The organism is Streptomyces sp. NPDC046977 (genome assembly GCF_040644455.1).
Lineage (GTDB): Bacteria > Actinomycetota > Actinomycetes > Streptomycetales > Streptomycetaceae > Actinacidiphila.
Map to the genome: position 1 here is coordinate 170,289 of NZ_JBEYWO010000010.1, position 23,663 is coordinate 193,951.

Below are 23,663 nucleotides of genomic sequence, written 5' to 3' on the forward strand. Positions count from 1 at the left end.
CGGCCGCGCGAGGCGCGGGCGGGTGCCCGCACCTCGCGCATGCCGCGTCAGCGGCCGTTGAAGGCGTCCTTCAGCCGCGAGAACAGGCCCTGCTGGCCCGGCTGGAACTGGCCCATGGGCCGCTCCTCGCCGCGCAGCTTCGCCAGCCGCCGCAGGAGTTCCTCCTGGTCCGGGTCGAGCTTGCCCGGGGTCTGCACCTCGACGTGCACGACCAGGTCGCCCCGGCCGCCGCCCCGCAGATGCGTGATGCCGCGCTGGTGCAGCGGGATCGACTGGCCGGACTGCGTGCCCGGCCGGATGTCGATCTCCTCCAGCCCGTCCAGGGTCTCCAGCGGCACCTTGGTGCCCAGCGCCGCCGCCGTCATCGGGAGGGTGACAGTGCAGTGCAGGTCGTCGCCGCGGCGCTGGAAGGCCGCGTGCGGCAGCTCGCGGATCTCCACGTACAGGTCGCCGGCGGGGCCGCCGCCGGGGCCGACCTCGCCCTCGCCCGCGAGCTGGATGCGGGTGCCGTTGTCGACGCCGGCGGGGATCTTGACCGTCAGCGTGCGGCGCGAGCGGACCCGGCCGTCGCCCGCGCACTCGGGGCACGGGTTCGGCACGACGGTGCCGAAGCCCTGGCACTGGGGGCAGGGCCGGGAGGTCATGACCTGGCCGAGGAAGGACCGGGTGACCTGCGAGACCTCACCGCGGCCGCGGCACATGTCGCAGGTCTGCGCGGAGGTGCCGGGGGCGGCGCCCTCGCCGTGGCAGGTGTTGCAGACGATCGCCGTGTCGACCTGGATGTCCTTGGTCGTGCCGAAGGCGGCCTCGTCGAGCTCGATCTCCAGCCGGATCATCGCGTCCTGGCCGCGCCGGGTGCGCGAGCGCGGGCCGCGCTGGGACGCCGTGCCGAAGAAGGCGTCCATGATGTCGCTGAAGTTGCCGAAGCCCTGGCCGAAGCCCGCGCCCGCACCGGCGCCGCCGCCGTTGGCGGACAGCGGGTCGCCGCCGAGGTCGTAGACCTGCTTCTTCTGCGGGTCCGAGAGCACCTCGTAGGCGGCGTTGATCTCCTTGAACCGCTCCTGCGTCTTCGGGTCCGGATTGACGTCCGGGTGCAGCTCGCGCGCGAGACGGCGGAAGGCCTTCTTGATCTCGTCCGGACTCGCGTCGCGGCGCACGCCGAGCACGGCGTAGTAGTCGGTGGCCACTACGACTCCGCCAGGATCTGTCCGACGTAACGTGCCACTGCGCGTACCGCTCCCATCGTTCCGGGGTAGTCCATGCGGGTCGGGCCGACCACGCCAAGTTTCGCGACCGCCTCGTCGCCCGAACCGTAGCCGACGGAGACGACGGATGTGGAGTTCAGGCCCTCGTGGAAATTCTCGTGACCGATTCGCACGGTCACGCCCGAATCCCCGGCCTCGCCCAGCAGCTTCAGGAGCACGACCTGCTCCTCCAGCGCCTCCAGGACCGGGCGGATCGTGAGGGGGAAGTCATGGCCGAAACGGGTCAGGTTGGCGGTGCCGCCCAGCATGATCCGTTCCTCGGTCTCCTCGACCAGGGTCTCCAGCAGTGTGGCGAGCACGACCTGCACGGTCGGCCGGTCGTCGGGCTCGAAGCCGTCCGCGAGGTCCTGCACCAGCTGCGGGACGTCGGCGAAGCGGCGGCCCACCACCCGGCTGTTGAGCCGGGCCCGCAGATCGGCCAGCACGGTCTCGCCCACCGGCGCGGGGGCGTCGACCAGCCGCTGCTCGACCCGGCCGGTGTCCGTGATCAGCACCAGCATCAGCCGGGCCGGCGCCAGGGCCAGCAGTTCGACGTGGCGCACGGTCGAGCGGGTCAGCGACGGGTACTGGACGACGGCGACCTGCCGGGTCAGCTGCGCCAGCAGCCGCACCGTGCGGGCCACGACGTCGTCGAGGTCCACCGCGCCGTCCAGGAAGTTCCCGATGGCCCGGCGCTCCGCGCCCGACAGCGGCTTGACGTTCGTGAGCCGGTCGACGAAGAGCCGGTAGCCCTTGTCGGTCGGCACCCGGCCGGCGCTGGTGTGGGGCTGCTGGATGTAGCCCTCCTCCTCCAGCACCGCCATGTCGTTGCGCACCGTGGCGGGGGACACACCCAGCCGGTGGCGTTCGGTGAGCGCCTTGGAGCCGACCGGCTCCTCGGTGCCCACGTAGTCCTGGACGATGGCCCGCAGCACTTCGAGCCGTCGTTCGCTCAGCATTGCGGCGTCCACCTCCAGTCGTCGGTCGTTTTCCCTGCCCTGGCACTCCCTGCGAGCGAGTGCCAGCTTTCCCCAAGTCAGTGTACGGCGGGGAGGCAAGACCTCGGCAAGGGCGGTCCGCACCCGGACCCCCCTCGACCGGTCACCGTAGCGCGCACGGGCCGCCCCGGCGGGGATACCGTCGCCGTGTGGACACGACACCGGCGGCACCGGGGACCTTCGGCGGCTGGGAGCAACTGGCGCCCGGCGTCGCGCGGTGCCGGATGCCGTTCCTCGACGTCACCATCGGGGTCGTCACCGGCGGCGAGGGCGTCCTGCTGGTCGACACCGGGTCCTCGGTCGCCGAGGGAGCCGGGCTGCGACGCCGGGTCCGGGAGCTGACCGGACGCGACGTGACGCACATCGCACTGACCCACGGTCACTTCGACCACGTCTTCGGCACGGCCGCCTTCCCCGGCGCGCAGGTCCACGGGGAAATGACCCTCGGCGTCCACCTGGACCGCGAACGCGACGCGCTGCGCCTGGACGCCATCGCGTACGGCGTCGCCGAGGACGCGGCGAAGGAGGCCGCGGACGCCCTGGTGCCTCCCGATCACCTCGTGGACGGCCACTGGGCGCTGGACCTCGGCGGCGGCCGCGAGGCCCTGCTGGTCCACCCCGGTGAGGGACACACCACCCACGACCTGGTGGTGATCGTGCCGGGCACGCCCACTGTGGTCTTCTGCGGCGACCTCGTCGAGGAGTCCGGCGAGCCGCAGGCCGGCCCGGACGCGGCGCCCGGCGCGTGGCCGGGCACCTTGGACCGGCTGCTGGAACTGGGCGGCGAGACCGCGCTCTACGTCCCCGGCCACGGAGCGGTGGTCGACGCGCGCTTCGTCCGCGCCCAACGGGACGCGCTGGCCGCCCGGTTCTGATCCGCTTGAGCGGACCCGCGCCCGGATACGATCCCTGGCATGCGCAGCCGGAACTACGACGCCGATCTCACCCCGCCCTGGAAGCGGCCGTCCGTGCCCGCGCCCGAGGTCGCGGCCGAACGCGACCTGGTGGTGGAGGAGGTCTCCACGGGGTTCTGCGGGGCGGTGATCCGCTGCGAGAAGACCGCGGAGGGCCCCACCGTCACCCTGGAGGACCGCTTCGGCAAGCACCGCGTCTTCCCGCTCGTGCCGCGCGGCTTCCTCCTGGAGGGCAAGGTCGTCACCCTCGTGCGCCCCGGCGCCACCGCCCCCTCCGGCCCGCGGCTGACCGCCTCCGGCTCCCTCGCCGTCCCCGGCGCCCGCGCCCGGGTCGCCCGCGCCGGGCGCATCTATGTCGAGGGACGCCACGACGCCGAGCTCGTCGAACGGGTCTGGGGCGACGACCTGCGGATCGAGGGCGTCGTCGTGGAGTACCTGGAGGGCGTCGACGACCTGCCCGCCATCGTCTCCGCCTTCGCCCCGGGACCCGACGCCCGGCTCGGCGTGCTCGTCGACCACCTCGTGCCCGGCTCCAAGGAGTCCCGGATCGCCGCCTCGGTCACCGGGGACCACGTGCTGGTCGCCGGCCACCCGTACATCGACGTGTGGGAGGCCGTGAAGCCCGCCTCCCTCGGCATCACCGCCTGGCCGGCCGTACCGCGCGGCCAGGACTGGAAGACCGGCGTGTGCCGCGCGCTCGGCTGGCCGGAGAACACCGGTGCCGCCTGGCAGCGCATCCTGGGCTCCGTCCGCTCCTACAAGGACCTCCAGCCGGAACTGCTCGGCCGCGTCGAGGAGCTGATCGACTTCGTCACCGCCCCGGGAGCCTGATCAGTCGACCAGGTCCCGCACCACCGCGTCCGCCAGCAGCCGCCCGCGCAGCGTGAGCACCGCCCGCCCCGCCTCGTACGCGCCCGGCTCCAGCAGGCCGTCCGCCACCGCGCGCCCGGCGGCCTCCGCCCCGGCCGGGGCCAGGATGTCCAGCGGGCAGCCGTCCGCGAGCCGCAGCTCCAGCAGGATCCGCTCCACCCGGCGGTCCTCCGCGGCCAGCACCTCGCGGCCCGCGCCCGGACTGCGGCCCTCCGCGAGCGCCGCCGCGTACGCCGCGGGATGCTTCACGTTCCACCAGCGCACGCCGCCCACGTGGGAATGCGCGCCCGGTCCGGCGCCCCACCAGTCGGCACCGGTCCAGTACAGCTCGTTGTGGCGGCAGCGGGCCGCCGTGGACGTCGCCCAGTTCGACACCTCGTACCAGTCGAAACCGGCCTCCGACAGCCGCTCCTCCGCGATCAGGTAGCGGTCCGCGTGGACGTCGTCGTCCGTCATCGGCACCTCGCCGCGCCGGATCCGGCGGGCCAGCTGCGTGCCCTCCTCCACGATCAGCGCGTACGCCGACACATGGTCCGGACCCGCGTCGATCGCCGCGTCCAGGGACGCCCGCCAGTCGTCGTCCGACTCCCCCGGCGTGCCGTAGATCAGGTCCAGATTGACGTGCTCGAAGCCCGCCGCCCGCGCCTCCGCGACACAGGCCTCCGGCCGGCCCGGCGTGTGCGTGCGGTCCAGCACCCGCAGCACGTGCTGCCGGGCGCTCTGCATCCCGAACGACATCCGGTTGAAGCCCCCGGCCCGCAGCTCCGCCAGGTACGCGGGGTCCACCGACTCCGGATTCGCCTCCGTCGTGACCTCCGCCCCCTCCGCCAGGCCGAACTCGTCCCGGATCGCGCCCAGCATGCGCGTCAGGTCCGCCGCCGGCAGCAGCGTCGGCGTGCCGCCGCCCACGAACACCGTCTCGACGCGGCGCGCGTCGTCGCCCAGCACCTTCCGGGCGAGCCGGACCTCGTCGATCAGCGTCTCCGCGTAGTTCTCGCGGGAGGCGAGAACGCCACCGGTGCCGCGCAGCTCGGCGGCGGTGTAGGTGTTGAAGTCGCAGTAGCCGCAGCGGGTCGCGCAGTACGGGACGTGCAGGTAGAACCCGAGTGGGCGGTGCTCCGCACCGGCGAGGGCGGTGGGGGGGAGTGCGCCGTTCTGGGGCATGGGTTCGCCGTCGGGCAGTACGGATGGCATACGCCTATTCTGCCGGGTTCTTTTCCCTCCCTCCCGCCTGTGTGCCCGGCAAGGTCTGGGCGCCCCGACGCAAGTGGTGCGGGGGCCGGGTTCGGGCCCTCCGGGGCTGCCATTCCGGACAGCACATTTAGGTGCCTCAGGCACCCGCCTGCAGCACTCCGGGTCACGCACCCAAATATGCTCCAGTGTCCAAAACACCATCCTCCCCCAGCTACCGCTGGGAGGTGCCCCCACCTCCCCCGCCCCCTCCGCTTCGTATCGCGCCTGATCCCCGGTGGGTGGGTGAAGAAGCGGTCCGGGGTCGACGCAAGTGCCCATCTGACCCCCCACCGGCCGTAAGTCGCCTCAACCGGCCCGGGAGGGGGTGTGGCGGGGTGCGCCCGGAAGCGACGAGAGGTGACCGCGGTACACGAATCGCGGGGGTAACCCGCGAGCGCTGAGGACGTACCCCGGCGCGGCACCGACCCCACGGCAAACGTGCGGGGCCTGCACTTACCGTGCCGGGCACACGGGAGGGAGGGCGGGGAAAGAACCAAGGCCCAAGGAAGCGCAGCGGAGCGCTATTGGGCCCGAAGCACGAGCACCGCGAGGTCATCATCAGGCGGCGCCACGTCATACCCGTGCACCGCCGCGCGAACCCGCTCCGCGACCCCCGCCGCCCCCAACCCCGCACACCCCGCCAGCACCGCCGCGAGCCCGTCGTCGTCGTCGAACTGCCGGTTGCCGCTGCGCCGCTCCGTGACGCCGTCGGTGACGCACAGGAGCGTGTCCCCGGGGGCGAGACGGAACGATTCGCTGCGGTAGTGCGCGTCGTCCGTGATGCCCAGCAGTATCTGGGGGACGGCGGCGGCGCGGACCGTGCCCTCGCCGTTGAGGACGAGCGGGAGCGGGTGGCCGGCGCTGGCGAGGGTGCACAGGACGCCGCCGTCGTCGCCGGGCACGATCTCGCCGTACAGCAGGGACAGGAAGCGCGGGCCGGTCTCCCAGCCGGGGCCGAGGCCGTCGCCGAGGGTGGCCGCGGCGGCCTCGTCGGCGAGGGCGCGGTTGAGGCGGTCGAGGACTTCGGCGACGCCGTGGCCCTCCCTGGCGAGGAGCCGCATCACGGGCCGGGCGAGTCCGGTGACGGCGGCGGCCTCGGGGCCGTTGCCCTGGACGTCGCCGAGGGCGAAGCACCAGCGGCCGCCGCCGGCGGGGAAGATGTCGTAGAAGTCGCCGCCGACGACGTCGGCGCGGGTGGGTTCGTAGACGACGGCCGTCTCGACGCCGGGGACCGTGCCGAGCCCGGCGGGCAGCAGCCCGCGCTGCAGGACGCGGCTGATCATGGCCTGCCGGGCGTACTGCCGGGCCGTGCCGACCGCGAGGGCGACGCGGCGGGCGAAGTCCTCGATGAGCCCGATGACCTCGTCGGGCATGCGCATGAGCCCGGTCCGGCCGAGCAGGAGGGTGCCGTGGCAGCGTCCGCCGGCGACGAGCGGGCAGGCGAGGGCGGCGCCCACGGCGTCGGCCCCACCGGCCCCGTCGGCGGTGGCCGGCCAGGGCCAGGGGACGGCGCCGGAGCGCCCGTCGGGGGGCGGTGGGGGCGGGTCCTTCTCCAGGACCATGCGCAGCCCGTCGATGCGGCTCTCCGCGGCGTGCCAGACGCGGGCGAGCCGCGGGCCGGTCGTCCCGGGGCCGTCGGCGCCGAGCCAGACGGCGCACCAGTCGGCGAGCCGGGGCACCAGCAGCTGTCCGGCCAGCGCGGCGACCATGTCCTCGTCGAGCTGCCCGGCGAGGAGGTCGGACGCCTCGGCGAGGAATGACAGGGAGCCGCGGCTGATCCAGTCGCCGTCCGTGCGTCGGTCGGCCTGGCGGGGCAGCGGTGCCAGGAATTCGGCGGCGGGCAGCAGCGTGCGGTCGCCCTCGGCGGGCGGGGCAGGGTGCTCCTCGGGGTCGTGCGCGGTGGCGAGCCGGCACCAGATGGTCTTGAGGTCGCGCCGGTAGGTGATGCCCCAGGCCTCGGAGAGCGCCGCGACGAGCTGGAGGCCGCGTCCGCCGTCGCGGCCCTCCCGTTCCAGTTCCGCCCGGTCGCGGACGACGCGCGCGGGGTGGTGGTCCGACACCTCGACCACGAGCGCGTCCGGTTCGAGCCGGCAGAGCAGTTCGACGGTCGTCCCGGCGTGGATGACGGCGTTGGTGACGAGTTCGCTGACGACCAGGACGGCGTCGGCGGTCAGACGCTCGTCGGGGCCGGGGCCGCGCGTCGGCCACGCGCCCAGCGCGGCGCGGACGAATCTGCGGGCGGCGGAGGCGGCGAGCTGGTTGCCGGGCAGGCTGGTGCGGGAAACGACCTCCCGTGGCATGGAATCTGGCCCCACTGTGCGGCTCCCGAGCAGATCCGGCGTTGCGCCCTTGAGGGCAGGGTCAGCGTGACAGACTGAGCGCGCTCATAAGCGCCGAGTCACCGAAGAAGGCCGTCATGGCTCGCAAATCGGCTGTTCCCGCCCTGAAAACCGCTCTTCCTGTACGTCCGCGTGTCGCGGGTCCGCAACGGGCGGCGGAGCGCCGGTCGCTGGGCGGTGAAGGACCGCGGGCCGTGTCCGCCGGAGCGTTCCGTCAAAGGCGGCCCGCACGCGCGGCAGCGGGGCGGCCCGGACGGTGACGGGCGGCGCCGCCGGCGCGGTCACCGGCACGGGCAGCGCCGGCATCCTCCTGGTCGACGACATGGAGGACAACCTGCTCGCCCTGGAAGCCGTCCTCGGCTCGCTCAACCGGCCGATGGTCCGGGCCCGTTCCGGGCAGGAGGCGTTGAAGGCGCTGCTGTGCCAGGAGTTCGCCGTGGTCCTACTGGACGTCCTCATGCCGGGGATGGACGGCTTCGAGACGGCCGCGCACATCCGACGGCTCGACCGGACCAAGGACATCCCGATCGTCTTCCTGACCGGCAGCGACCCCGGCACCAGCGTCGCCTTCCGCGGCTACGCCACGGGCGCGGCGGACTACCTGGCCAAGCCCTTCGACCCGTGGGTGCTGCGCGCCAAGGTCTCCGTCTTCCTCGAACTCCACCGCACCGCCCGGGAACTGCGCGATCTGCTGGCCCGCGACCGGGAGCGGCTGGCGGCCGTCGAGGAACGCCTCACGGCCGTCGAGCGGCTGCTCGCCGCCGACGGCCGTGCCGACGTGGCCGAACTGGCGCTGCGCGTGGCGGGGCTGGAGCGCGCCGTCCACGGGGTGGACCTGCCGGGCCCGCGCCGGGGCGACTGACCCGGCGCGGGCGGGCGCGGGGCTCAGGACTCGCGGGTGCCGGAGTACATGTCGTCGATGAGGTCCTTGAACTCGCGTTCCACGACGGGCCGCTTGAGCTTGAGGCTGGGGGTCAGGTCGCCGTGTTCCACGTCGAGGTCGCGGGGCAGGACGCGGAAGGTCTTGATCTGCTGCCAGCGCTGCAGGTCCTCGTTGACGCGGCGCACGTAGCCGTCGATGAGTTCGCGGACCTGTTCGGAGGCGACGACCTGTGCGTACGGCAGGCCCTGCAGGCCGTTGTCGGCGGCCCAGCCGAGGATGGTGGGCTCGTCGAGGGCGATCAGGGCGGTGCAGAAGTTGCGGGACGCGCCGATCACCAGGACGTTGCTGACGAACGGGCACACGGCCTTGAACTGGCCCTCCACGGCGGCCGGCGCGATGTACTTGCCGTTGGAGTTCTTGATGATGTCCTTTTTGCGGTCGGTGATGGTGAGGAAGCCGTCCGCGGACAGTTCGCCGATGTCGCCGGTGTGGAACCAGCCGTCGGGCTCCAGCACCTCGGCGGTCTTCTCCGGCAGCTTGTGGTAGCCCTGCATGATGCCGGGGCCGCGCAGCAGGATCTCGCCGTCCTCGGCGATCCGCACCTCGGTGCCGGCCAGCGGCTTGCCGACGGTCCCGGTGCGGTACGCCTCGCCGGGGTTGACGAAACTGGCCGCGCTGGACTCCGTCAGGCCGTAGCCCTCCAGGATGTGGATGCCGGCGCCCGCGAAGAAGTAGCCGATCTCCGGAGCCAGGGCGGCGGAGCCGGAGACGCAGGCGCGCAGCTTGCCGCCGAAGGCCTCGCGGAGCTTGGCGTACACCAGGCGGTCGGCGACGGCGTGCTGCGCGGCCAGCGCGAAGGGCGCACTGGCCGTGCCGGTGCGGCGGCGGTTGTCCTGGGTGGCCTTGGCGTACTCGCGGGCGACCTCGGCGGCCCACTTGAAGATCTTGTACTTCGCCCCGCCGCCCGCACGGGCCTTGGCGGCCACGCCGTTGTAGACCTTCTCGAAGATCCGGGGGACGGCGGCCATGTAGGTCGGCTGCACCACCGGCAGATTCTCGATGATCTTGTCGACCCGGCCGTCCACGGCGGTCACGTGGCCGATGGTGATGTGCCCGGCGGTGAGGACCTTGCCGAAGACGTGCGCCAGCGGCAGCCAGAGGTACTGCACGTCCGCCGCTTCCAGCAGGCCGTTGGCCTGGATGGCGCGGGCCATGTAGGCCCAGCAGTCGTGCGGCAGGCGGACGCCCTTGGGACGGCCGGTGGTGCCGGAGGTGTAGATGAGGGTGGCCAGCTGGTCCTTGGTGATCGCGCCCACGGCCTCGCGGACCGCCTCGGGGTGCTTCTCCAGGTAGAGCGCGCCGCGCTTCTCCAGGTCGGCCAGGGAGAGCACCCAGCCGTCGTCACCGGAGTCGGTGTCGGTCTCGATGCCGTCGGCGTCGATCACCACGACGTGGGCCAGCTCGGGCAGTTCGGCGCGCCGCTCGGTGGCCTTGGCCAGCTGGGCGGCGTTCTCGGCGATCAGCACGCGGCTGCCGGAGTCGGCGAGGACGAAGGCCGTCTCGTCGGCGTTGGTGCTGGGGTAGACCGTGGTCGTCGCGGCGCCCGCGCACAGCACGCCCAGGTCGGCCAGGATCCACTCGACCCGGGTGGCGGAGGCGATGGCCACCCGCTCCTCGGGACGGACTCCGAGGTCCATCAGACCCGCCGCGACGGCGAAGACCCGGGTCGCGGCCTCCTGCCAGCTGAGCGACCGCCAGGAGTCCGGGCCGCCGCCCGCCGAAAGCACCGGGAAACGGTAGGCCTCGGCGTCGGGCGTGGCCTCGACGCGCTCCAGGAACAGGTTCGCCACAGACGGCGGCCGGTTCTCGATCAAAGTCTGCGTGTCGCTCACGACAACCTCCGGGGCCCGCCACATTGCTGGGTGACTCGCGAGTAACCCGCGATTGGTGATCAGGGTAGGCAATCCGCGCCCGCTATGTAAGGGGCAGTGGACACCGCGTTGCGAGCGCGACGGGTGAGATAGGTGACAGGTACATCTAGTTTGCGCATGTGTACGCCGCATGGACCCCATGGGCCGCAGACGCAAACGGCGGGCTCACCCGGAACCCGGGGAGCCCGCCTCCCGCCGTCACGCCGGCCACCCTCCGGCGACACCGCGGAGCACAGGGACGGTCAGCCGCCGATGGGCAGGCCGCCGATCATGCCGGTGGTGCCGCCCGACTTGCCGACCCCGCCCAGCAGTTCGCCCGTCTTCCCGGTGACCGCCTTCAGGCCGGTCTTGGCGACCTCGTCCTTGGCGTCCAGGAGCTTCATCGGGCCCTTCCCGAGCGGGAGGGAGCCGTCACCGGCGAAGGCGGGGGACGCGGCGGCACCGGCGGCGCCCAGCGCGATCACGGAACCTGCGACGACGGCCGCGGCCTTCGAGTACTTCACGACACATTCCCCTTCCACGGCGACGACTTTCGCCGCCGTCGCCATGGGTAACGCCCGCGAACACCCCCGGAAACCGCACATGACAGGCTTTTTCACCAATCACCCGAATGCCGAACCGCTCATACGAAAGGGCGCCTGCCCGGTCATCGGACAAACGCCCCTCGTGTGCGGCGAGTCGGGCGGCGGACCGCCCGATCCGCCCCCCGCCTGCGGCTACTTCTTCTTGGCCGCCGTGTCGTCGCTCGACAGCACCGCGATGAAGGCCTCCTGCGGCACCTCCACGGAACCGACCATCTTCATCCGCTTCTTGCCCTCCTTCTGCTTCTCCAGCAGCTTCCGCTTACGCGAGATGTCACCGCCGTAGCACTTGGCGAGGACGTCCTTGCGAATGGCGCGGATGGTCTCGCGGGCGATGACCCGGGAGCCGATGGCCGCCTGGATGGGCACCTCGAAGGCCTGCCGCGGGATGAGTTCACGCAGCTTGGCGACGAGCCGCACCCCGTACGCGTACGCCGCGTCCTTGTGCGTGATCGCCGAGAAGGCGTCCACCTTGTCGCCGTGCAGCAGGATGTCGACCTTGACCAGGCTGGAGGTCTGCTCGCCGGTGGGCTCGTAGTCCAGGGAGGCGTACCCGCGGGTCTTGGACTTCAACTGGTCGAAGAAGTCGAAGACGATCTCGGCGAGCGGCAGGGTGTAGCGGATCTCCACCCGGTCCTCGGAGAGGTAGTCCATGCCCAGCAGCGTGCCGCGCCGGGTCTGGCACAACTCCATGATCGCGCCGATGAACTCGGTGGGCGCCAGGATCGTGGCCCGCACCACCGGCTCGTACACCTCGGAGATCTTGCCCTCGGGGAACTCGCTGGGGTTCGTGACGATGTGCTCCGCGCCGTCCTCCATGACCACGCGGTAGACCACGTTGGGGGCGGTCGCGATCAGGTCGAGGCCGAACTCGCGCTCCAGCCGCTCGCGGATCACGTCCAGGTGCAGCAGGCCGAGGAAGCCGACGCGGAAACCGAAGCCGAGGGCCGCGGAGGTTTCCGGCTCGTAGACCAGGGCGGCGTCGTTGAGCTGGAGCTTGTCGAGCGCGTCGCGCAGCTCCGGGTAGTCCGAGCCGTCCAGCGGGTACAGACCCGAGAACACCATGGGCTTGGGGTCCTTGTAGCCCCCCAGGGCCTCGGTGGCACCCTTGGTCTGCTGGGTGATCGTGTCACCCACCTTGGACTGGCGGACGTCCTTCACACCCGTGATCAGATAGCCCACCTCGCCGACACCGAGGCCGTCGGCCGGCAGCATCTCGGGCGAGTTGGTACCGATCTCCAGCAGCTCGTGGGTCGCGCCGGTCGACATCATCTTGATGCGCTCGCGCTTGCTGAGCTGACCGTCGACGACCCGGACATAGGTGACGACACCGCGGTAGGAGTCGTAGACCGAGTCGAAGATCATCGCGCGGGCGGGCGCGTCGGCGACACCGACCGGCGCGGGGACGGTCTCCACGACACGGTCCAGCAGCGCCTCGACGCCGAGACCGGTCTTGGCCGAGACCCTCAGCACGTCGGAGGGGTCGCAGCCGATGAGGTTGGCCAGCTCCTCGGAGAACTTCTCGGGCTGCGCGGCCGGCAGGTCGATCTTGTTCAGCACCGGGACGATGGTGAGGTCGTTCTCCATCGCCAGGTAGAGGTTGGCCAGCGTCTGCGCCTCGATGCCCTGGGCCGCGTCGACCAGCAGGACCGTGCCCTCACAGGCCGCGAGCGACCGGGAGACCTCGTAGGTGAAGTCCACGTGCCCCGGGGTGTCGATCATGTTCAGGATGTGGGTCTTCCCCTCACCGGCGCCCGCGGTGGGCGCCCAGGGCAGACGGACGGCCTGGGACTTGATCGTGATGCCGCGCTCGCGCTCGATGTCCATGCGGTCGAGGTATTGGGCGCGCATCTGCCGCTGATCCACCACACCGGTGAGCTGGAGCATCCGGTCGGCAAGCGTGGACTTGCCGTGGTCGATGTGCGCGATGATGCAGAAATTGCGGATCAGCGCCGGGTCGGTACGGCTCGGCTCCGGCACGTTCGAAGGGGTCGCGGGCACGCAGGGTCCTGTCTCTTGAGGCGCCTGTCGCCTCTGGTCGGATCGATACGTATGACTCCCATAGTCCCATGCGCGGGGCCCGGGACCGTGCCGGGCGGCCCGGAAGGGCCCGAGCGCGGCGCCGGGACCGGGCCCGGGAGCGCCGGTTTGGGCGGCGCAGTGGGCGACTGCTAACCTGGGCAGTCGCGCTTCGTGCCCTCTACCCGAGGCGTGAACCCCATCAGATCACACCTGAGAAGGCTCTTTCGTGGCGAACATCAAGTCCCAGATCAAGCGCAACAAGACCAACGAGAAGGCGCGCCTGCGCAACAAGGCCGTCAAGTCCGAGCTCAAGACCGCCATCCGCCGCACCCGTGAGGCCGTGGCCGCCGGTGACGTCGAGAAGGCCGCCGAGGCCGCGCGTCTCGCCGGCAAGAAGCTCGACAAGGCCGTGAGCAAGGGCGTCATCCACAAGAACCAGGCCGCCAACAAGAAGTCCGCGCTGGCCGTCAAGGTCGCCGCGCTCCAGGCCTGAGCCTTTCTCGTCAGCAGTACCCAGCGGTAGACAGCAGCACCCAGCAGCACCCCGCCGGTGACGGGCACAGCGGTCCCTCTCACCCGCTCCACCACCGGCACCCATGGTTTTCCGGCCGCACGCGGCCTGCGTTCGCCACGCGGGTGCGGTCCACGAAGGGCCCCGTACCTCCCCGGTACGGGGCCCTTCGGCGTGAGGGGGAGGCGCGGTGGGCGGATCAGCGGGTGCGGGAGGCGCGTGCGATGGAGACGACGGCCTTCTCCAGGGCGTAGGCCGGGTCGGCGCCGCCGCCCTTGACCGCGGCGTCGGCCTCGGCGACCGCGCGCAGCGCCGCGGAGACCCCGTCACCGGACCAGCCGCGCATCTGCTGGCGCACCCGGTCGATCTTCCACGGCGGCATGCCGAGCTCCCGGGCGAGATCCGCCGGGCGGGCGCCGCGCGGCGCGGAGGCGAGCTTGCCGATGGCCCGTACGCCGGACGCCAGCGCGAAGGTGATGCCGGGCAGCGGCTGACCGACCGCGATGGCCCAGCGCAGCCGTTCCAGGGCCTCCGCCGTGCGTCCGGTGACCGCCAGGTCCGCGACCTCGAAGCCGGTGGCCTCCGCGCGGCCGGTGTAGTAGCGGGCGACGACGGCCACGTCGATGGCGCCCTCCACGTCGGCGGCGAGCTGGGAGCAGGCGCTCGCCAGCTCGCGCAGATCGCTGCCCAGGGCGTCCACGAGTGCCTGGCAGGCCTCCGGGGTAGCCGACCGGCCGAGCGTGCGGAACTCGCCGCGCACGAAGGCCAGCCGGTCGGCCGGCTTGGTCATCTTCGGGCACGCCACCTCGCGCGCCCCCGCCTTGCGGGCGGCGTCCAGCAGGCCTTTGCCCTTGGCCCCGCCCGCGTGCAGCAGCACGAGGGTGATCTCCTCGACGGGGGCCCCCATGTAGGCCTTCACGTCCTTGATGCTGTCCGCCGACAGGTCCTGCGCGTTGCGGACGACCACGACCTTGCGCTCCGCGAACAGCGACGGGCTGGTCAACTCCGCGAGGGTGCCCGGCTGCAGCGCGTCGGGCGTGAGATCGCGCACATCGGTGTCGGCGTCGGCCGCCCGCGCGGCGAGCACGACCTCCCGCACCGCGCGGTCGAGAAGCAGGTCCTCCTGCCCCACCGCGACCGTGACGGGGGCGAGCGGACTGTCTGTCGTACTGTTCCTGGGCATCGCCGTCCAGCATCCCACGCGGGTCCGACACAATGTCCCGGTGAATGACGTCAGACATGTTCTCGTGCTGCCCGACCGCGACTCCGCGGAGGACGCCGCAGACGAAGCCTCCGAGCGCTTCGACCTTCCCGCCCGACCCCAGATCGTCCGCGACGCCCTCGCAGGTGAGGACGACGCCGAGGACGCCCAGTGGCTCGTCGTCGTCGACGACGAGGACGGCGAACTCGATCCCGCCGCGCTCAACGCGCTGGCGGAGGAGTTCGAGGGCTGGCTGGAGGAGGAAGAGGAAGAGGACTAGTCCCCCAAGCGGTGCGCGGCGGCTCCCGCTCAGCGGGCGCGGGAGTCGCCGAACAGGATGCGGTAGACGATCAGCAGCACCAGGGCGCCGCCGATCGCGGCCCCCCAGGTGGGCAGGTCGTAGAAGTCCTTGGTGATGGGGTGGTGCAGGAACTTCGCCGAGATCCAGCCGCCGACGACGGCGCCCGCGATCCCAATGAGCGTGGTTCCTATCAGGCCGCCCGGGTCCCTGCCGGGCAGCAGTATCTTCGCAATTGCGCCTGCCAGCAGGCCGAGCACGATCCAGCCGATGATGGTCATGGGGTCAACCTGCCACGTCAGCCGGGCCCTCATGCCTGCCGATACGCACCCATGGACATCCCGTGACACGGCGGTTGCACTTCTCGGACCGGCCCCGGCTGCGCACACTGGTGCGGTGGACACGGCGCGACGCGGCGGCACCATCGAGATCCTGGTCGTCAAACCCCTCAGACGGCGCCGGTGTTCGGCGTGCCGGCAGGGGCCGGTGCCGTTCCACGTCCTGGAGGCGGGCCGGCCGCTGTGCCTGCCGTGCGCCGATCTCGGCCACCTGGTCTTCCTCCCCCGCGGTGACACGGCGCTGACCCGGCGGGCCCGGGCGGCCGCCCCGGTCTCGGCGGTCGTCATCCGGCTCAACCGGCGCCGCAACCGCTGGGAGCGGCAAGGGCTGTTCGTCGACGCCGACGCCCTGGCGCTGGCCGAGCGGCAGTGCCTCGCGGACGCCGCGGCGCGGGCCGCCCGCCGGGCCCGCGACGCGCGGCGCCGCGAGGCCGAGGACGTCCGTGTCACGGACGTCCTCACGGCGGAGGTGCTGCGGCTGTTCCCGTCCTGCCCGCCGGCGCGTGCCGCTGCCATCGCCGCGCATGCCGCTGTGCGGGGCAGCGGCCGTGTGGGCCGCACCGCCGCGGGGCGGGCGCTGGACGAGGGCGCCGTCACCGCTGCCGTCCGGGCGTCCGTACGCCACGGGGACACCGCCTACGACGCCCTGCTGGCCTCCGGCGTCCCCCGCTGGGAGGCCCGGCAGCGGATCGCGGTGGAGGTGGACGGCGTCCTCGCGGCCTGGCGCGCGCCGAAAACCGTGTGACACGGCCCCGGTGGGCCCCGCAGGCTGCGGGGATGGCAGATCGCACGACCGTCCCGTCCCTCTTCCCGCCGCCCGACTACGCCCACGCCGCGGTCGTCGAGGCCGGCGCCCGTCTCGCCTTCATGGCCGGCTCCGTGCCGCTCGACGCGGAGGGCCGTCTCGTCGGTCCTGGTGATCCCGTCGCGCAGACGCACCAGGTCCTGAGGAACCTCGAGGAGGCGCTGCGCGCGGTGGGCAGCGCGCTCCCCCACGTCGTCGCCACCACGGTGTACGTGGTCGCCCACGAGCCCGGCGACCTCGGCCGCGTCTGGGACGTCGTCCGCGCCGGCGGCCTCGCCGAAGGACCGCACACCTCCACGCTGGTCGGCGTCGCCTGCCTCGGTTACGCGGGGCAGTTGGTGGAGATCACGGCGACGGCAGTGGTGCCATGAGGCCGAGCGCGGTGTGGGCCAACGGAAGGCGGGGCGTGACGACTTGGCACTTCCAGTGCCGATTAACGCATCCAAACACCCACATCGCAGTGGTTTTGCGTTGCACACAAGGGGTTCGCGCTACGGATTTCGTTGTCCGGAGACTCTTGACGGGGGCTTAACGGCCGGGGTTTCATCCTCGGAACGGAAATCGACATTCCGTTCTGTGTTTCCTCGGTTCCTCGGTTCCTCGGCCGGAGGCTGCAGCCCCCTTCAGCCCGACCTGATCGGATGCGCGCATGACCGACACGCTTCACCCGCCGGCGGCCCCGCACTCGCCCCTGGCCCCGCCCATCGAGGCGCCCGCGGCGCTGAAGCGGTCGATCGGCGTCGTCGGCGGAACGCTGCTGACGCTCTCGTGCCTGACGCCCGCGTCGTCGTTGTTCGTCATCGTGCCGCCGCTCTTCGCGGACCTGGGGACGGGGACCGCGCTGACCATCGTGATCGCGGCCGTGCTCTGCGTCGCGGTGGCCTTCTGCTACTCCGAGCTCGGCACGCTGATCCCCAGTGCGGGCGGCGAGTACGCGATGGTCGGCACGCTGATCGGCCGGCTGGCCGGATGGATCGTGTTCGTGCTGTCCCTGATCGTGGTCATGATCGTGCCGCCGATCATCGCGCTGGGGACCGGTGAGTACCTGGCGCCGCTCGCGCAGATCGACCCCAAGGTCGCGGGAGCGGCGGTCATGCTGCTGGCGACTGTGATGGGCCTGCTGGACCTGCGGGCCAATGCCTGGATCACCGGCATCTTCCTCGTGCTGGAAGTGGTGGCGGCGGGCATGGTGGCGTTCCTGGGCTTCTCGCACAGCGCCCGGCCCGCCTCGGTGCTGGTCCACCCGGTGACCCAGGGCGCGCACGGGCTGAGCACCGCGGTCACGGCCGGGACGATCGTCGCGGGCCTGGCGATCGCGCTGTTCGTGCTCCAGGGGTTCAGCACGGCCGTGTACCTGTCGGAGGAGATGGAGAACCCGCGCCGCACCGTCTCACGCACCGTGCTGTGGACGCTCGGCATCGGCGCGCTGGTGGTCATCGTCCCGACGATCGCCATCACGCTGGGCGCCCCCGACATGAACTCCCTGACGGCGGGCGACCTGTCGGCCCTGGTACGGGGCTGGAGCAACTCGGCGGTAGGCACCTTCATCAGCCTGTGCATCGCGCTGGCGATCATCAACGCGGGCATCGTGATGGTGATCCAGAACTCCCGTGTGCTGTACGCCTCGGCGCGCGACCGCGCCTGGCCGACGGCGGTCAACAAGGCGTTCGGGACGCTCAGCAAGCGCTTCGGGGCGCCGTGGATCGCCACGCTGGCCGTGGGTGTGCCGGGGGCCGTGCTGTGCTTCGTGCCCGTGGACACCCTGAGCGGGGTGACGGGTGTCGCGGTCGCCGCGATGTACATCGTGGTCGCGCTCGCGGCGCTCGGGTCGCGCAGGGGCAGCCACAAGCAGCGGTCGGCGTGGCGCATGCCGCTGTGGCCGGCGGTGCCGGTGCTGCTGGTGGCGGTGCTGGCCTACGTCCTGGCGCAGCAGACCGCGCAGGATCTGGTGATCACCGGTGTGATCGTGGTGGCCTCCCTCGCCTACTGGTGGTTCTATCTCCGGCCGCGGCAGAGCACTCGCTGGGTGATCTCCGTACCGGAGGAGGAACTGGGCCTCGACGGGCGCTGAGAGCGCCGCGCATCACCGTCCGGCGCCCGATCCGGGCCGGGTGCCCGGGCGCAAGGTCCCGACTGCACCGCTTGGGCAGGGCTGTTGGCGCTGCCGAGGCCAGCGCGGCCCGGCGTCACGGGGAATGCCCCATGGGGACGGCGCGGAGACGGGCGGTGTCGCCGAGGACGGCGAGGGGGCCGTCGGTGTCGGTACGCAGCACGGTGGTGCCCTGGGCGCGAAGGGCACTGATCGTGCGCGGTGAGGGGTGGCCGTAGGGGTTGTCCCTGCCGCAGCTGATGAGGGCGAGCCGGGGGCGGAGCCGCGCGAGCAGGGCGGGGTCCTGGTAGGCCGAGCCGTGGTGGGCGACTTTCAGCACGTCGATGCGGCCCAGGTCGGGCACGGCGGTCAGCAGTGCCCGCTGGGCTTCGGGTTCGAGGTCGCCGAGGAGGAGCACAGTAAGCCCGGCGATGCGCACAAGGAGGGTCACGCTGGCGTCGTTCGGATTGGCGTCGTCGCCGACGGGGAGGGCGGTGGGCGCGGCCGGAGGCCACAGGACGCGCCAGTCGAGCGGGCCGAGGCGGCGGTGCTCGCCCGCGACGGCACGGATCACGGGTACGTGGGCAGCGGCCGCCCGGGCGCGGACGAAGGCCGCCTGGTCGGCGGGTTGGTCCAGGGTGGTCGTCTCGATGGCGCCGACGGCCCGTCCGCGCAGGACGCCGGGGAGGCCGTCGACGTGGTCCGCGTGGAAGTGCGTCAGGACGAGGAGCGGGACGGCCCGGATGCGCAGCGACCGCAGGCAGCGGTCGACCAGCCGGGGTTCGGGTCCGGTGTCGACGACCACCGCGGTGCCCTGCCCGCCCGCCGAGAGCACCAGGGCGTCACCCTGACCGACGTCGCACGCGACCATGCGCCAGTCGGGCGGCGGCCACCCCGTCACGGCCCGGGGCAGCGGGACGGGCCGGACGACGGTCAGCGCGACCAGCAGCACCGCCGCCGCGCACAGCCAGGGCCGGCGCAGCAGACGGCGGCCCGCGGCGACGACGGTCGCCACCACCGCCGCGAGCAGCAAGGCGCCCGTCCATGTGCCCGGCCAGTCCACGGTGGCGCCGGGGAGGGCGGCGCCGTGCCGGGCGACGGCGGCGATCCATCCGGTGGGCAGACCGGCGAGCCAGGCGAGGGCCTTGGCGGCGGGCATGAGCAGCGGCGCGGTGGCGAGCGCGGCGAAACCGAGCACGGTGGCGGGACCGACGGCGAGTTCGGCCAGCAGGTTGCACGGAACCGCGACGAGGCTGACGTGGGCGGCGAGCACCGCGACCAGCGGGGCGCAGACGGCCTGGGCGGCGGCGGACGCGGCGAGGACCTCGGCGAGGCGGGGCGGGACCCGTCGGCGGCACAGGGCCTGGCTCCACCGCGGGGCGAGGGTCAGCAGGGCTCCGGTGGCCAGCACGGAGAGGGCGAAGCCGTACGAGCGGGCCAGCCAGGGGTCGTGGAGCAACAGCAGCAGGACGGCCGCGCACAGGGCCGGCAGGAGTGAGCGGCGGCGCCCGGTGCCGATGGCCAGCAGGGTGATCAGGCCGCAGGCCGCCGCGCGCAGCACGCTGGGGTCGGGACGGCACACCACGACGAACGCGAGGGTGAGCAGGCCGCCGAGCACGGCGGTGGTGTGCAGCGGGAGCGCCAGTCGCGGGGCCAGGCCCCGGCGTTCGGCGCGCAGCGCGATGCCGGGTGGCCCGATGAGCAGGACCAGGACGAGGGAGAGGTTCGACCCGCTGACGGCGGTGAGATGGGTCAGGTCGGTCGCCTCGAAGGCGTCGTGGAGCTCAGGGCCGATGCGCGTGGTGTCTCCCACCACGAGACCGGGCAGCAGGGCACGGGCGTCCGGTGCCAGATGCTCGGAGGCCGTGCGCAGGCCCGCGCGCAGTCCGCCGGCGAAGCGCTGCACGGCCGACGGCTGCCCGACGGCGCGCGGCGGGCCGCGCACGGACAGCACCGCCGCGACACGGTCGCCCGGGTGGGCCGGCGGGGCCAGCCGGCCTTCGACGACGAGCCGCGTCGAGGGGAGCAAGGTCAGCCAGGGGGCGATCGGTTGCCGGGCCACGAGCAGCATGGGCGTGCGCACGGCGGTCGTCGTGCCGCGCGCGGTGACACGCACCGCCTCGGCTTCGAGCAGCGCGGCGGCGGGCGCCCGGGCCGCGCCGCGCACATGGGGCCGGATCGTGCGGGGGTCCGCGGTGAGGGTGATCTCGACGCGGGCGTGTGCATGTTGGGCGGCGAGGCCCGGCAGTGGGCCCCGGTGGAGGTCGGCGGCGTGCAGGGCCGCCACCGCGGCGGAGGCGCTGGCGCAGAGCAGCGCGGCCGCCACCGCCGTGAGGACGGTCACCGGCAGGCTCCGCCGCAGGAGCCGGGGCACCAGGAGCAGGCCCACCCCCACGAGGGCCCCGGCGGCACAGAGCCCGGCCACCGCTGCCCCGGGGGCGACGAGTGCGACGCCCGCGGCGAGCCACGCGGCCAGGGCCGGCAGTACCAACCGCAGGTCCGCGGGCCCCTCTTGACGTGGGTGGGACGCGCCCCGGGGCGAGGCCGCTTCCGCGTGCACCGCGGGGCGGCGGGTGCTCACGGCGTCACCAGCGGTTTGAGGTCGGCGAAGCGGCGGTCGCCGATGCCGGTGACGTCCCGGAGCTGGTCGACGGAGGTGAAACCGCCGTGCTGCGCGCGGTATTCGAGGATGTGCCGTGCCAGGACCGGGCCGACGCCGGGGAGGGTGTCCAGCTGATCGGCGGTGGCACCGTTCAGGCTCACGGCGGCAGGCGTGGCGGGCGCGGCGCCCGGTGCCGCGAGGGCGGCCATGCCGGGCGCGGCGGCCCGGCCGACGACGATCTGCTCGCCGTCGGCCAGCCTGCGGGCGAGATTCAGGGCGCTGGTGTCGGCTCCGGGCAGCGCTCCCCCGGCGGCCCGCAGCGCGTCGGCGACCCGTGCCCCGGTCGGCAGCCGCCGCAGGCCCGGGCGCCGTACCTTGCCGGCCACATCGACGACCAGGACCGCCTGCGGGCCCGGCTCCGGGCGCGGTGTGCGCGAGTTCGCGGACGCGGGGGCGGGCACAGCCGGGGGGAGCGTGGAGACGGCCGGGGGCACCGCGACGGTGCGCGGCCTCCCCGTCCAGAAGTGGTGCGCCGCGAAACCGAGCGCGAGGACCAGCACGACGGCGAGCGCGAGCGCAGTCCTCGGCTCCATCCCGCACCGCAGCGCGAACCACGTGGGCAGGCGCTCGGTCAGGGCGGGCCGCCAGGCCGTACCGCGCCGACCCGCGGGCCCCGGCGGCTCCAACCCGCTCCGCGGTCCGTGCCGGGCGGCTGCCCCGCGCGGCGGCGCGGCGCCTCCCCGAACGGCATCGGGCACCCGTGACTCCCCGCCCCCGTCCGCGCCCACATCGACATCCACATCGGCGCCCGCGCCGGCGCCGGCGGAACCACCGCGCGACACCGGCCCGTTCAGCACGGCGGGCGGGCGAACGGGCGGCGGGTCGAAGAGTGCCGCGGCGCGGTCGCGGACGGAGGTGGTGTGAAGGTGCCGGTGACGGCGGCTGGTTGCGGTGATCGGTCCCATGTCCGCGACGGTAGGCCCCGCCCGGCCGACGAGATGATCTTGCTCAATTCCTGTGGACAACCCCGCCGTTGTGGATAACTCCGTCACCCGCAGGGGTTGCGCACCCACACCCCGCGGAGCCGGGAGCCGCCTGTCCCCCGCCCCACCTCACAGGGGTGAGACCACCGCCCCCAGCAGCCCGGGCCCCGTGTGGGCGCCAATCACCGCGCCGACCTCGCTGAGGACGAGGGTGCGCAGTTCGGGGACCCGGCTGCGCAGGCGGTCCGCGAGGCCGGAGGCGCGGTCGGCGGCGGCGAGATGGTGCACGGCGATGTCGACGGGCCGGGAGCCGGCGCGTTCGACCACGATCTCCTCCAGGCGCAGCAGCGCCTTGGACGCCGTCCGCACCTTCTCCATCAGCTGGATCCGGCCCTCGTCGAGCTGCAGCAGCGGCTTCACCGCGAGCGCCGAGCCCAGCAGTGCCTGGGCGGCCCCGATGCGGCCGCCGCGCCGCAGGTAGTCCAGGGTGTCGACGTAGAAGTACGCGGACGTGTCCGACGCGCGCTTCTCCGCCGCGGCGACGATCTCGTCGCCGCTGCCGCCCGCCTCCGCTGCCTCGGCCGCGCTGAGCACGGGGAAGCCGAGGGCCATGGCGACCATCGCGGTGTCCACCACCCGCACCGGCACCGGCGCGCTCCCCGCCGCCAGCCGTGCGGCGTCGTACGTCCCGGAGAACTCGGCGGACAGGTGCAGGGAGACGATCTCGGTGGCCCCGGCCTCCGCCGCCGCGCGATAGGCGGCGGCGAACTCCTCGGGGCTGGGCCGGGACGTGGTGACGGGCTTGCGGCGCAGCAGGGCTCGGGCGACCGCGGGGGCGGAGACCTCGGTACCCTCTTCCAGCGCTTCGTCGCCGATGACCACCGCCAGCGGGACCACGGTGATCCGGTGCCGGGTCAGGGCCTCCTGCGGCAGGTAGGCCGTGGAATCGGTGACGATGGCGACATGGGACGACATGTGCGGGAGGTTACCCGCGCCGAAGGCCCGGCAACAGTACGGCCCCGCTGAGGTGAACACGAGTGGGGCTCCCGGTACACGTGAACCGGGCACACCGGCCCGGCCCGCACGCCCCGACCACGCTCACAGCGCCTTCGGCGGACGCTCCGCGGACGCGGACGCCCCCGGGCCCCCCTCGGGCAGGCTCGCGGGCGCCCAGTGCCGCAGAGCGCCCGCCTCCAGGTCGATGTCGCGGCCCAGCGCAGCGAGGTCGTCGTCGGCGAAGCGCCGGGCCCGGTCCTGGGCCGCCCAGCGCAGCGAGTCGGCGGAGTGGGTGATGCGGCGGGTGCGCTCCTCCAGGTCGCCCAGGCGCGCGGCGATGCGGGCGCGGTCGGGCTCGCGTTCCAGGAGCTTGAGTTCGGCGTCGAGTTCCGTGGCGTGTCCGCGCAGCCGCCGGAAGAGCGCGACGGCCTCGCTGAGCCCGGTGTCGTCGGCGGCGCGGGCCTCCAGGGCCGTCTCGGTGCTGGTGACCGAGGTGCGCAGCGCCAGCCGCAGTTCGGCGAGCTTTCCCGCGGGGCCGGGCTGGGTGTAGCGCCGGGCCTTGAGACCGGTGTCCTCCACGACGCGCCGGGCCTCGATGCTCGTACGCTCCACGCCGCGCCGGACCGCCCGGGCGGTCCTGACCGTGGCCACGAGGCCGAGCACGACAAAGGAGGCGAAGAGCAGCATGATCAGGGCGACGGCGACATCCACGGCGGCTCCTTTGCCCGGTCGGCCCGATCGGCTCGATCTGCTCGATCTGCTCGATCGGCTGTATGCCCACCGTAAACGGCCGGGGGCGGACGAGGGTTCCGGGGAAACCCTCAT

The 23,663-nt window shown here is 73.2% G+C and carries 20 protein-coding genes and 1 pseudogene; 8 read left to right on the plus strand and 13 right to left on the minus strand.

What is annotated here, in order from left to right:
- Window positions 1–47: 47 nt before the first annotated feature.
- On the minus strand, window positions 48–1,187 hold the full coding sequence (dnaJ, locus tag ABZ883_RS17780) for a molecular chaperone DnaJ (protein WP_360906815.1): 1,140 nt from the start codon (window positions 1,185–1,187) through the stop codon (window positions 48–50).
- Window positions 1,187–2,203, minus strand: a complete 1,017-nt coding sequence (hrcA, locus tag ABZ883_RS17785) for a heat-inducible transcriptional repressor HrcA (RefSeq protein ID WP_360906817.1) — start codon at window positions 2,201–2,203, stop codon at window positions 1,187–1,189. The genes dnaJ and hrcA overlap by 1 nt, the downstream gene beginning before the upstream one ends.
- A gap of 263 nt (window positions 2,204–2,466) precedes the next feature.
- On the opposite strand from hrcA, the gene ABZ883_RS17790 reads away from it, so the two are divergent.
- Both ABZ883_RS17790 and ABZ883_RS17795 read left to right on the plus strand, forming a co-directional pair.
- The gene (locus tag ABZ883_RS17790) at window positions 2,467–3,117 is read left to right on the plus strand and encodes an MBL fold metallo-hydrolase (RefSeq protein WP_360907000.1); all 651 of its coding nucleotides are present in this window, start codon (window positions 2,467–2,469) and stop codon (window positions 3,115–3,117) included.
- Between the two features lie 39 nt (window positions 3,118–3,156).
- On the plus strand, window positions 3,157–3,987 hold the full coding sequence (locus ABZ883_RS17795; RefSeq protein WP_360906819.1) for a DUF3097 domain-containing protein: 831 nt from the start codon (window positions 3,157–3,159) through the stop codon (window positions 3,985–3,987).
- Here the strand turns inward: ABZ883_RS17795 and hemW are convergent, their stop codons facing one another.
- Both hemW and ABZ883_RS17805 read right to left on the minus strand, forming a co-directional pair.
- The gene (gene hemW, locus ABZ883_RS17800) at window positions 3,988–5,220 is read right to left on the minus strand and encodes a radical SAM family heme chaperone HemW (protein WP_360906821.1); all 1,233 of its coding nucleotides are present in this window, start codon (window positions 5,218–5,220) and stop codon (window positions 3,988–3,990) included. It lies immediately after the preceding gene.
- A gap of 560 nt (window positions 5,221–5,780) precedes the next feature.
- Window positions 5,781–7,559 carry an ATP-binding SpoIIE family protein phosphatase gene (locus tag ABZ883_RS17805; protein WP_360906823.1) on the minus strand — a complete coding sequence of 593 codons (1,779 nt, stop codon included), beginning with the start codon at window positions 7,557–7,559 and terminating at the stop codon, window positions 5,781–5,783.
- 295 nt (window positions 7,560–7,854) lie between these two features.
- Between ABZ883_RS17805 and ABZ883_RS17810 the strand changes: the two genes are divergently transcribed.
- On the plus strand, window positions 7,855–8,460 hold the full coding sequence (locus tag ABZ883_RS17810; RefSeq protein WP_360906825.1) for a response regulator: 606 nt from the start codon (window positions 7,855–7,857) through the stop codon (window positions 8,458–8,460).
- Window positions 8,461–8,483: 23 nt separating this feature from the next.
- Here ABZ883_RS17810 and ABZ883_RS17815 read toward each other — a convergent pair whose 3' ends face one another.
- The 3 genes from ABZ883_RS17815 to lepA all read right to left on the minus strand — a co-directional run bounded on the left by ABZ883_RS17815 (window position 8,484) and on the right by lepA (window position 12,994).
- The gene (locus ABZ883_RS17815; RefSeq protein WP_360906827.1) at window positions 8,484–10,373 is read right to left on the minus strand and encodes an AMP-dependent synthetase/ligase; all 1,890 of its coding nucleotides are present in this window, start codon (window positions 10,371–10,373) and stop codon (window positions 8,484–8,486) included.
- A gap of 281 nt (window positions 10,374–10,654) precedes the next feature.
- A complete protein-coding gene (locus tag ABZ883_RS17820) occupies window positions 10,655–10,915 on the minus strand; it encodes a hypothetical protein (RefSeq protein WP_360906829.1) in 261 nt (86 codons plus the stop codon).
- A 213-nt stretch (window positions 10,916–11,128) separates the two neighbouring features.
- The gene (lepA, locus tag ABZ883_RS17825; protein WP_360906831.1) at window positions 11,129–12,994 is read right to left on the minus strand and encodes a translation elongation factor 4; all 1,866 of its coding nucleotides are present in this window, start codon (window positions 12,992–12,994) and stop codon (window positions 11,129–11,131) included.
- 247 nt (window positions 12,995–13,241) lie between these two features.
- Between lepA and rpsT the strand changes: the two genes are divergently transcribed.
- Entirely contained in the window at window positions 13,242–13,508 is a 267-nt protein-coding gene (gene rpsT, locus ABZ883_RS17830; RefSeq protein WP_360906833.1) for a 30S ribosomal protein S20, read from the plus strand.
- 217 nt (window positions 13,509–13,725) lie between these two features.
- Here rpsT and holA read toward each other — a convergent pair whose 3' ends face one another.
- Window positions 13,726–14,709, minus strand: a complete 984-nt coding sequence (gene holA / locus ABZ883_RS17835; protein ID WP_360906835.1) for a DNA polymerase III subunit delta — start codon at window positions 14,707–14,709, stop codon at window positions 13,726–13,728.
- A 40-nt stretch (window positions 14,710–14,749) separates the two neighbouring features.
- On the opposite strand from holA, the gene ABZ883_RS17840 reads away from it, so the two are divergent.
- The gene (locus ABZ883_RS17840) at window positions 14,750–15,007 is read left to right on the plus strand and encodes a hypothetical protein (RefSeq protein WP_360906837.1); all 258 of its coding nucleotides are present in this window, start codon (window positions 14,750–14,752) and stop codon (window positions 15,005–15,007) included.
- 29 nt (window positions 15,008–15,036) lie between these two features.
- On the opposite strand, the gene ABZ883_RS17845 is transcribed toward ABZ883_RS17840, so the two are convergent.
- The gene (locus ABZ883_RS17845) at window positions 15,037–15,306 is read right to left on the minus strand and encodes a GlsB/YeaQ/YmgE family stress response membrane protein (RefSeq protein ID WP_360906839.1); all 270 of its coding nucleotides are present in this window, start codon (window positions 15,304–15,306) and stop codon (window positions 15,037–15,039) included.
- 115 nt (window positions 15,307–15,421) lie between these two features.
- Here ABZ883_RS17845 and ABZ883_RS17850 point away from each other — a divergent pair, with 115 nt between their 5' ends.
- The 3 genes from ABZ883_RS17850 (at window position 15,422) to ABZ883_RS17860 (ending at window position 18,239) form a co-directional block, all read left to right on the plus strand.
- Entirely contained in the window at window positions 15,422–16,108 is a 687-nt protein-coding gene (locus ABZ883_RS17850) for a DUF2293 domain-containing protein (RefSeq protein WP_360906841.1), read from the plus strand.
- Window positions 16,109–16,140: 32 nt separating this feature from the next.
- On the plus strand, window positions 16,141–16,539 hold the full coding sequence (locus tag ABZ883_RS17855; protein WP_360906843.1) for a RidA family protein: 399 nt from the start codon (window positions 16,141–16,143) through the stop codon (window positions 16,537–16,539).
- A 278-nt stretch (window positions 16,540–16,817) separates the two neighbouring features.
- A complete protein-coding gene (locus ABZ883_RS17860) occupies window positions 16,818–18,239 on the plus strand; it encodes an APC family permease (RefSeq protein ID WP_360906845.1) in 1,422 nt (473 codons plus the stop codon).
- A 115-nt stretch (window positions 18,240–18,354) separates the two neighbouring features.
- On the opposite strand, the gene ABZ883_RS17865 is transcribed toward ABZ883_RS17860, so the two are convergent.
- The 4 genes and pseudogenes from ABZ883_RS17865 to ABZ883_RS17880 form a co-directional block, all read right to left on the minus strand.
- A complete protein-coding gene (locus ABZ883_RS17865) occupies window positions 18,355–20,838 on the minus strand; it encodes a ComEC/Rec2 family competence protein (protein WP_360906847.1) in 2,484 nt (827 codons plus the stop codon).
- Window positions 20,835–21,824: a ComEA family DNA-binding protein gene (locus ABZ883_RS17870; RefSeq protein WP_360906849.1), complete on the minus strand. Its 990-nt coding sequence runs from the start codon at window positions 21,822–21,824 to the stop codon at window positions 20,835–20,837. Before ABZ883_RS17870 ends, ABZ883_RS17865 begins: the two co-directional genes overlap by 4 nt.
- Before the next feature lie 147 nt (window positions 21,825–21,971).
- Window positions 21,972–22,817 (minus strand): DegV family protein, encoded by an 846-nt coding sequence (locus ABZ883_RS17875; RefSeq protein WP_360906851.1) that lies wholly within the window; start codon window positions 22,815–22,817, stop codon window positions 21,972–21,974.
- A gap of 195 nt (window positions 22,818–23,012) precedes the next feature.
- Window positions 23,013–23,549: pseudogene (locus ABZ883_RS17880) on the minus strand (hypothetical protein); the annotation flags it as partial.
- Between the last annotated feature and the right edge of the window lie 114 nt (window positions 23,550–23,663).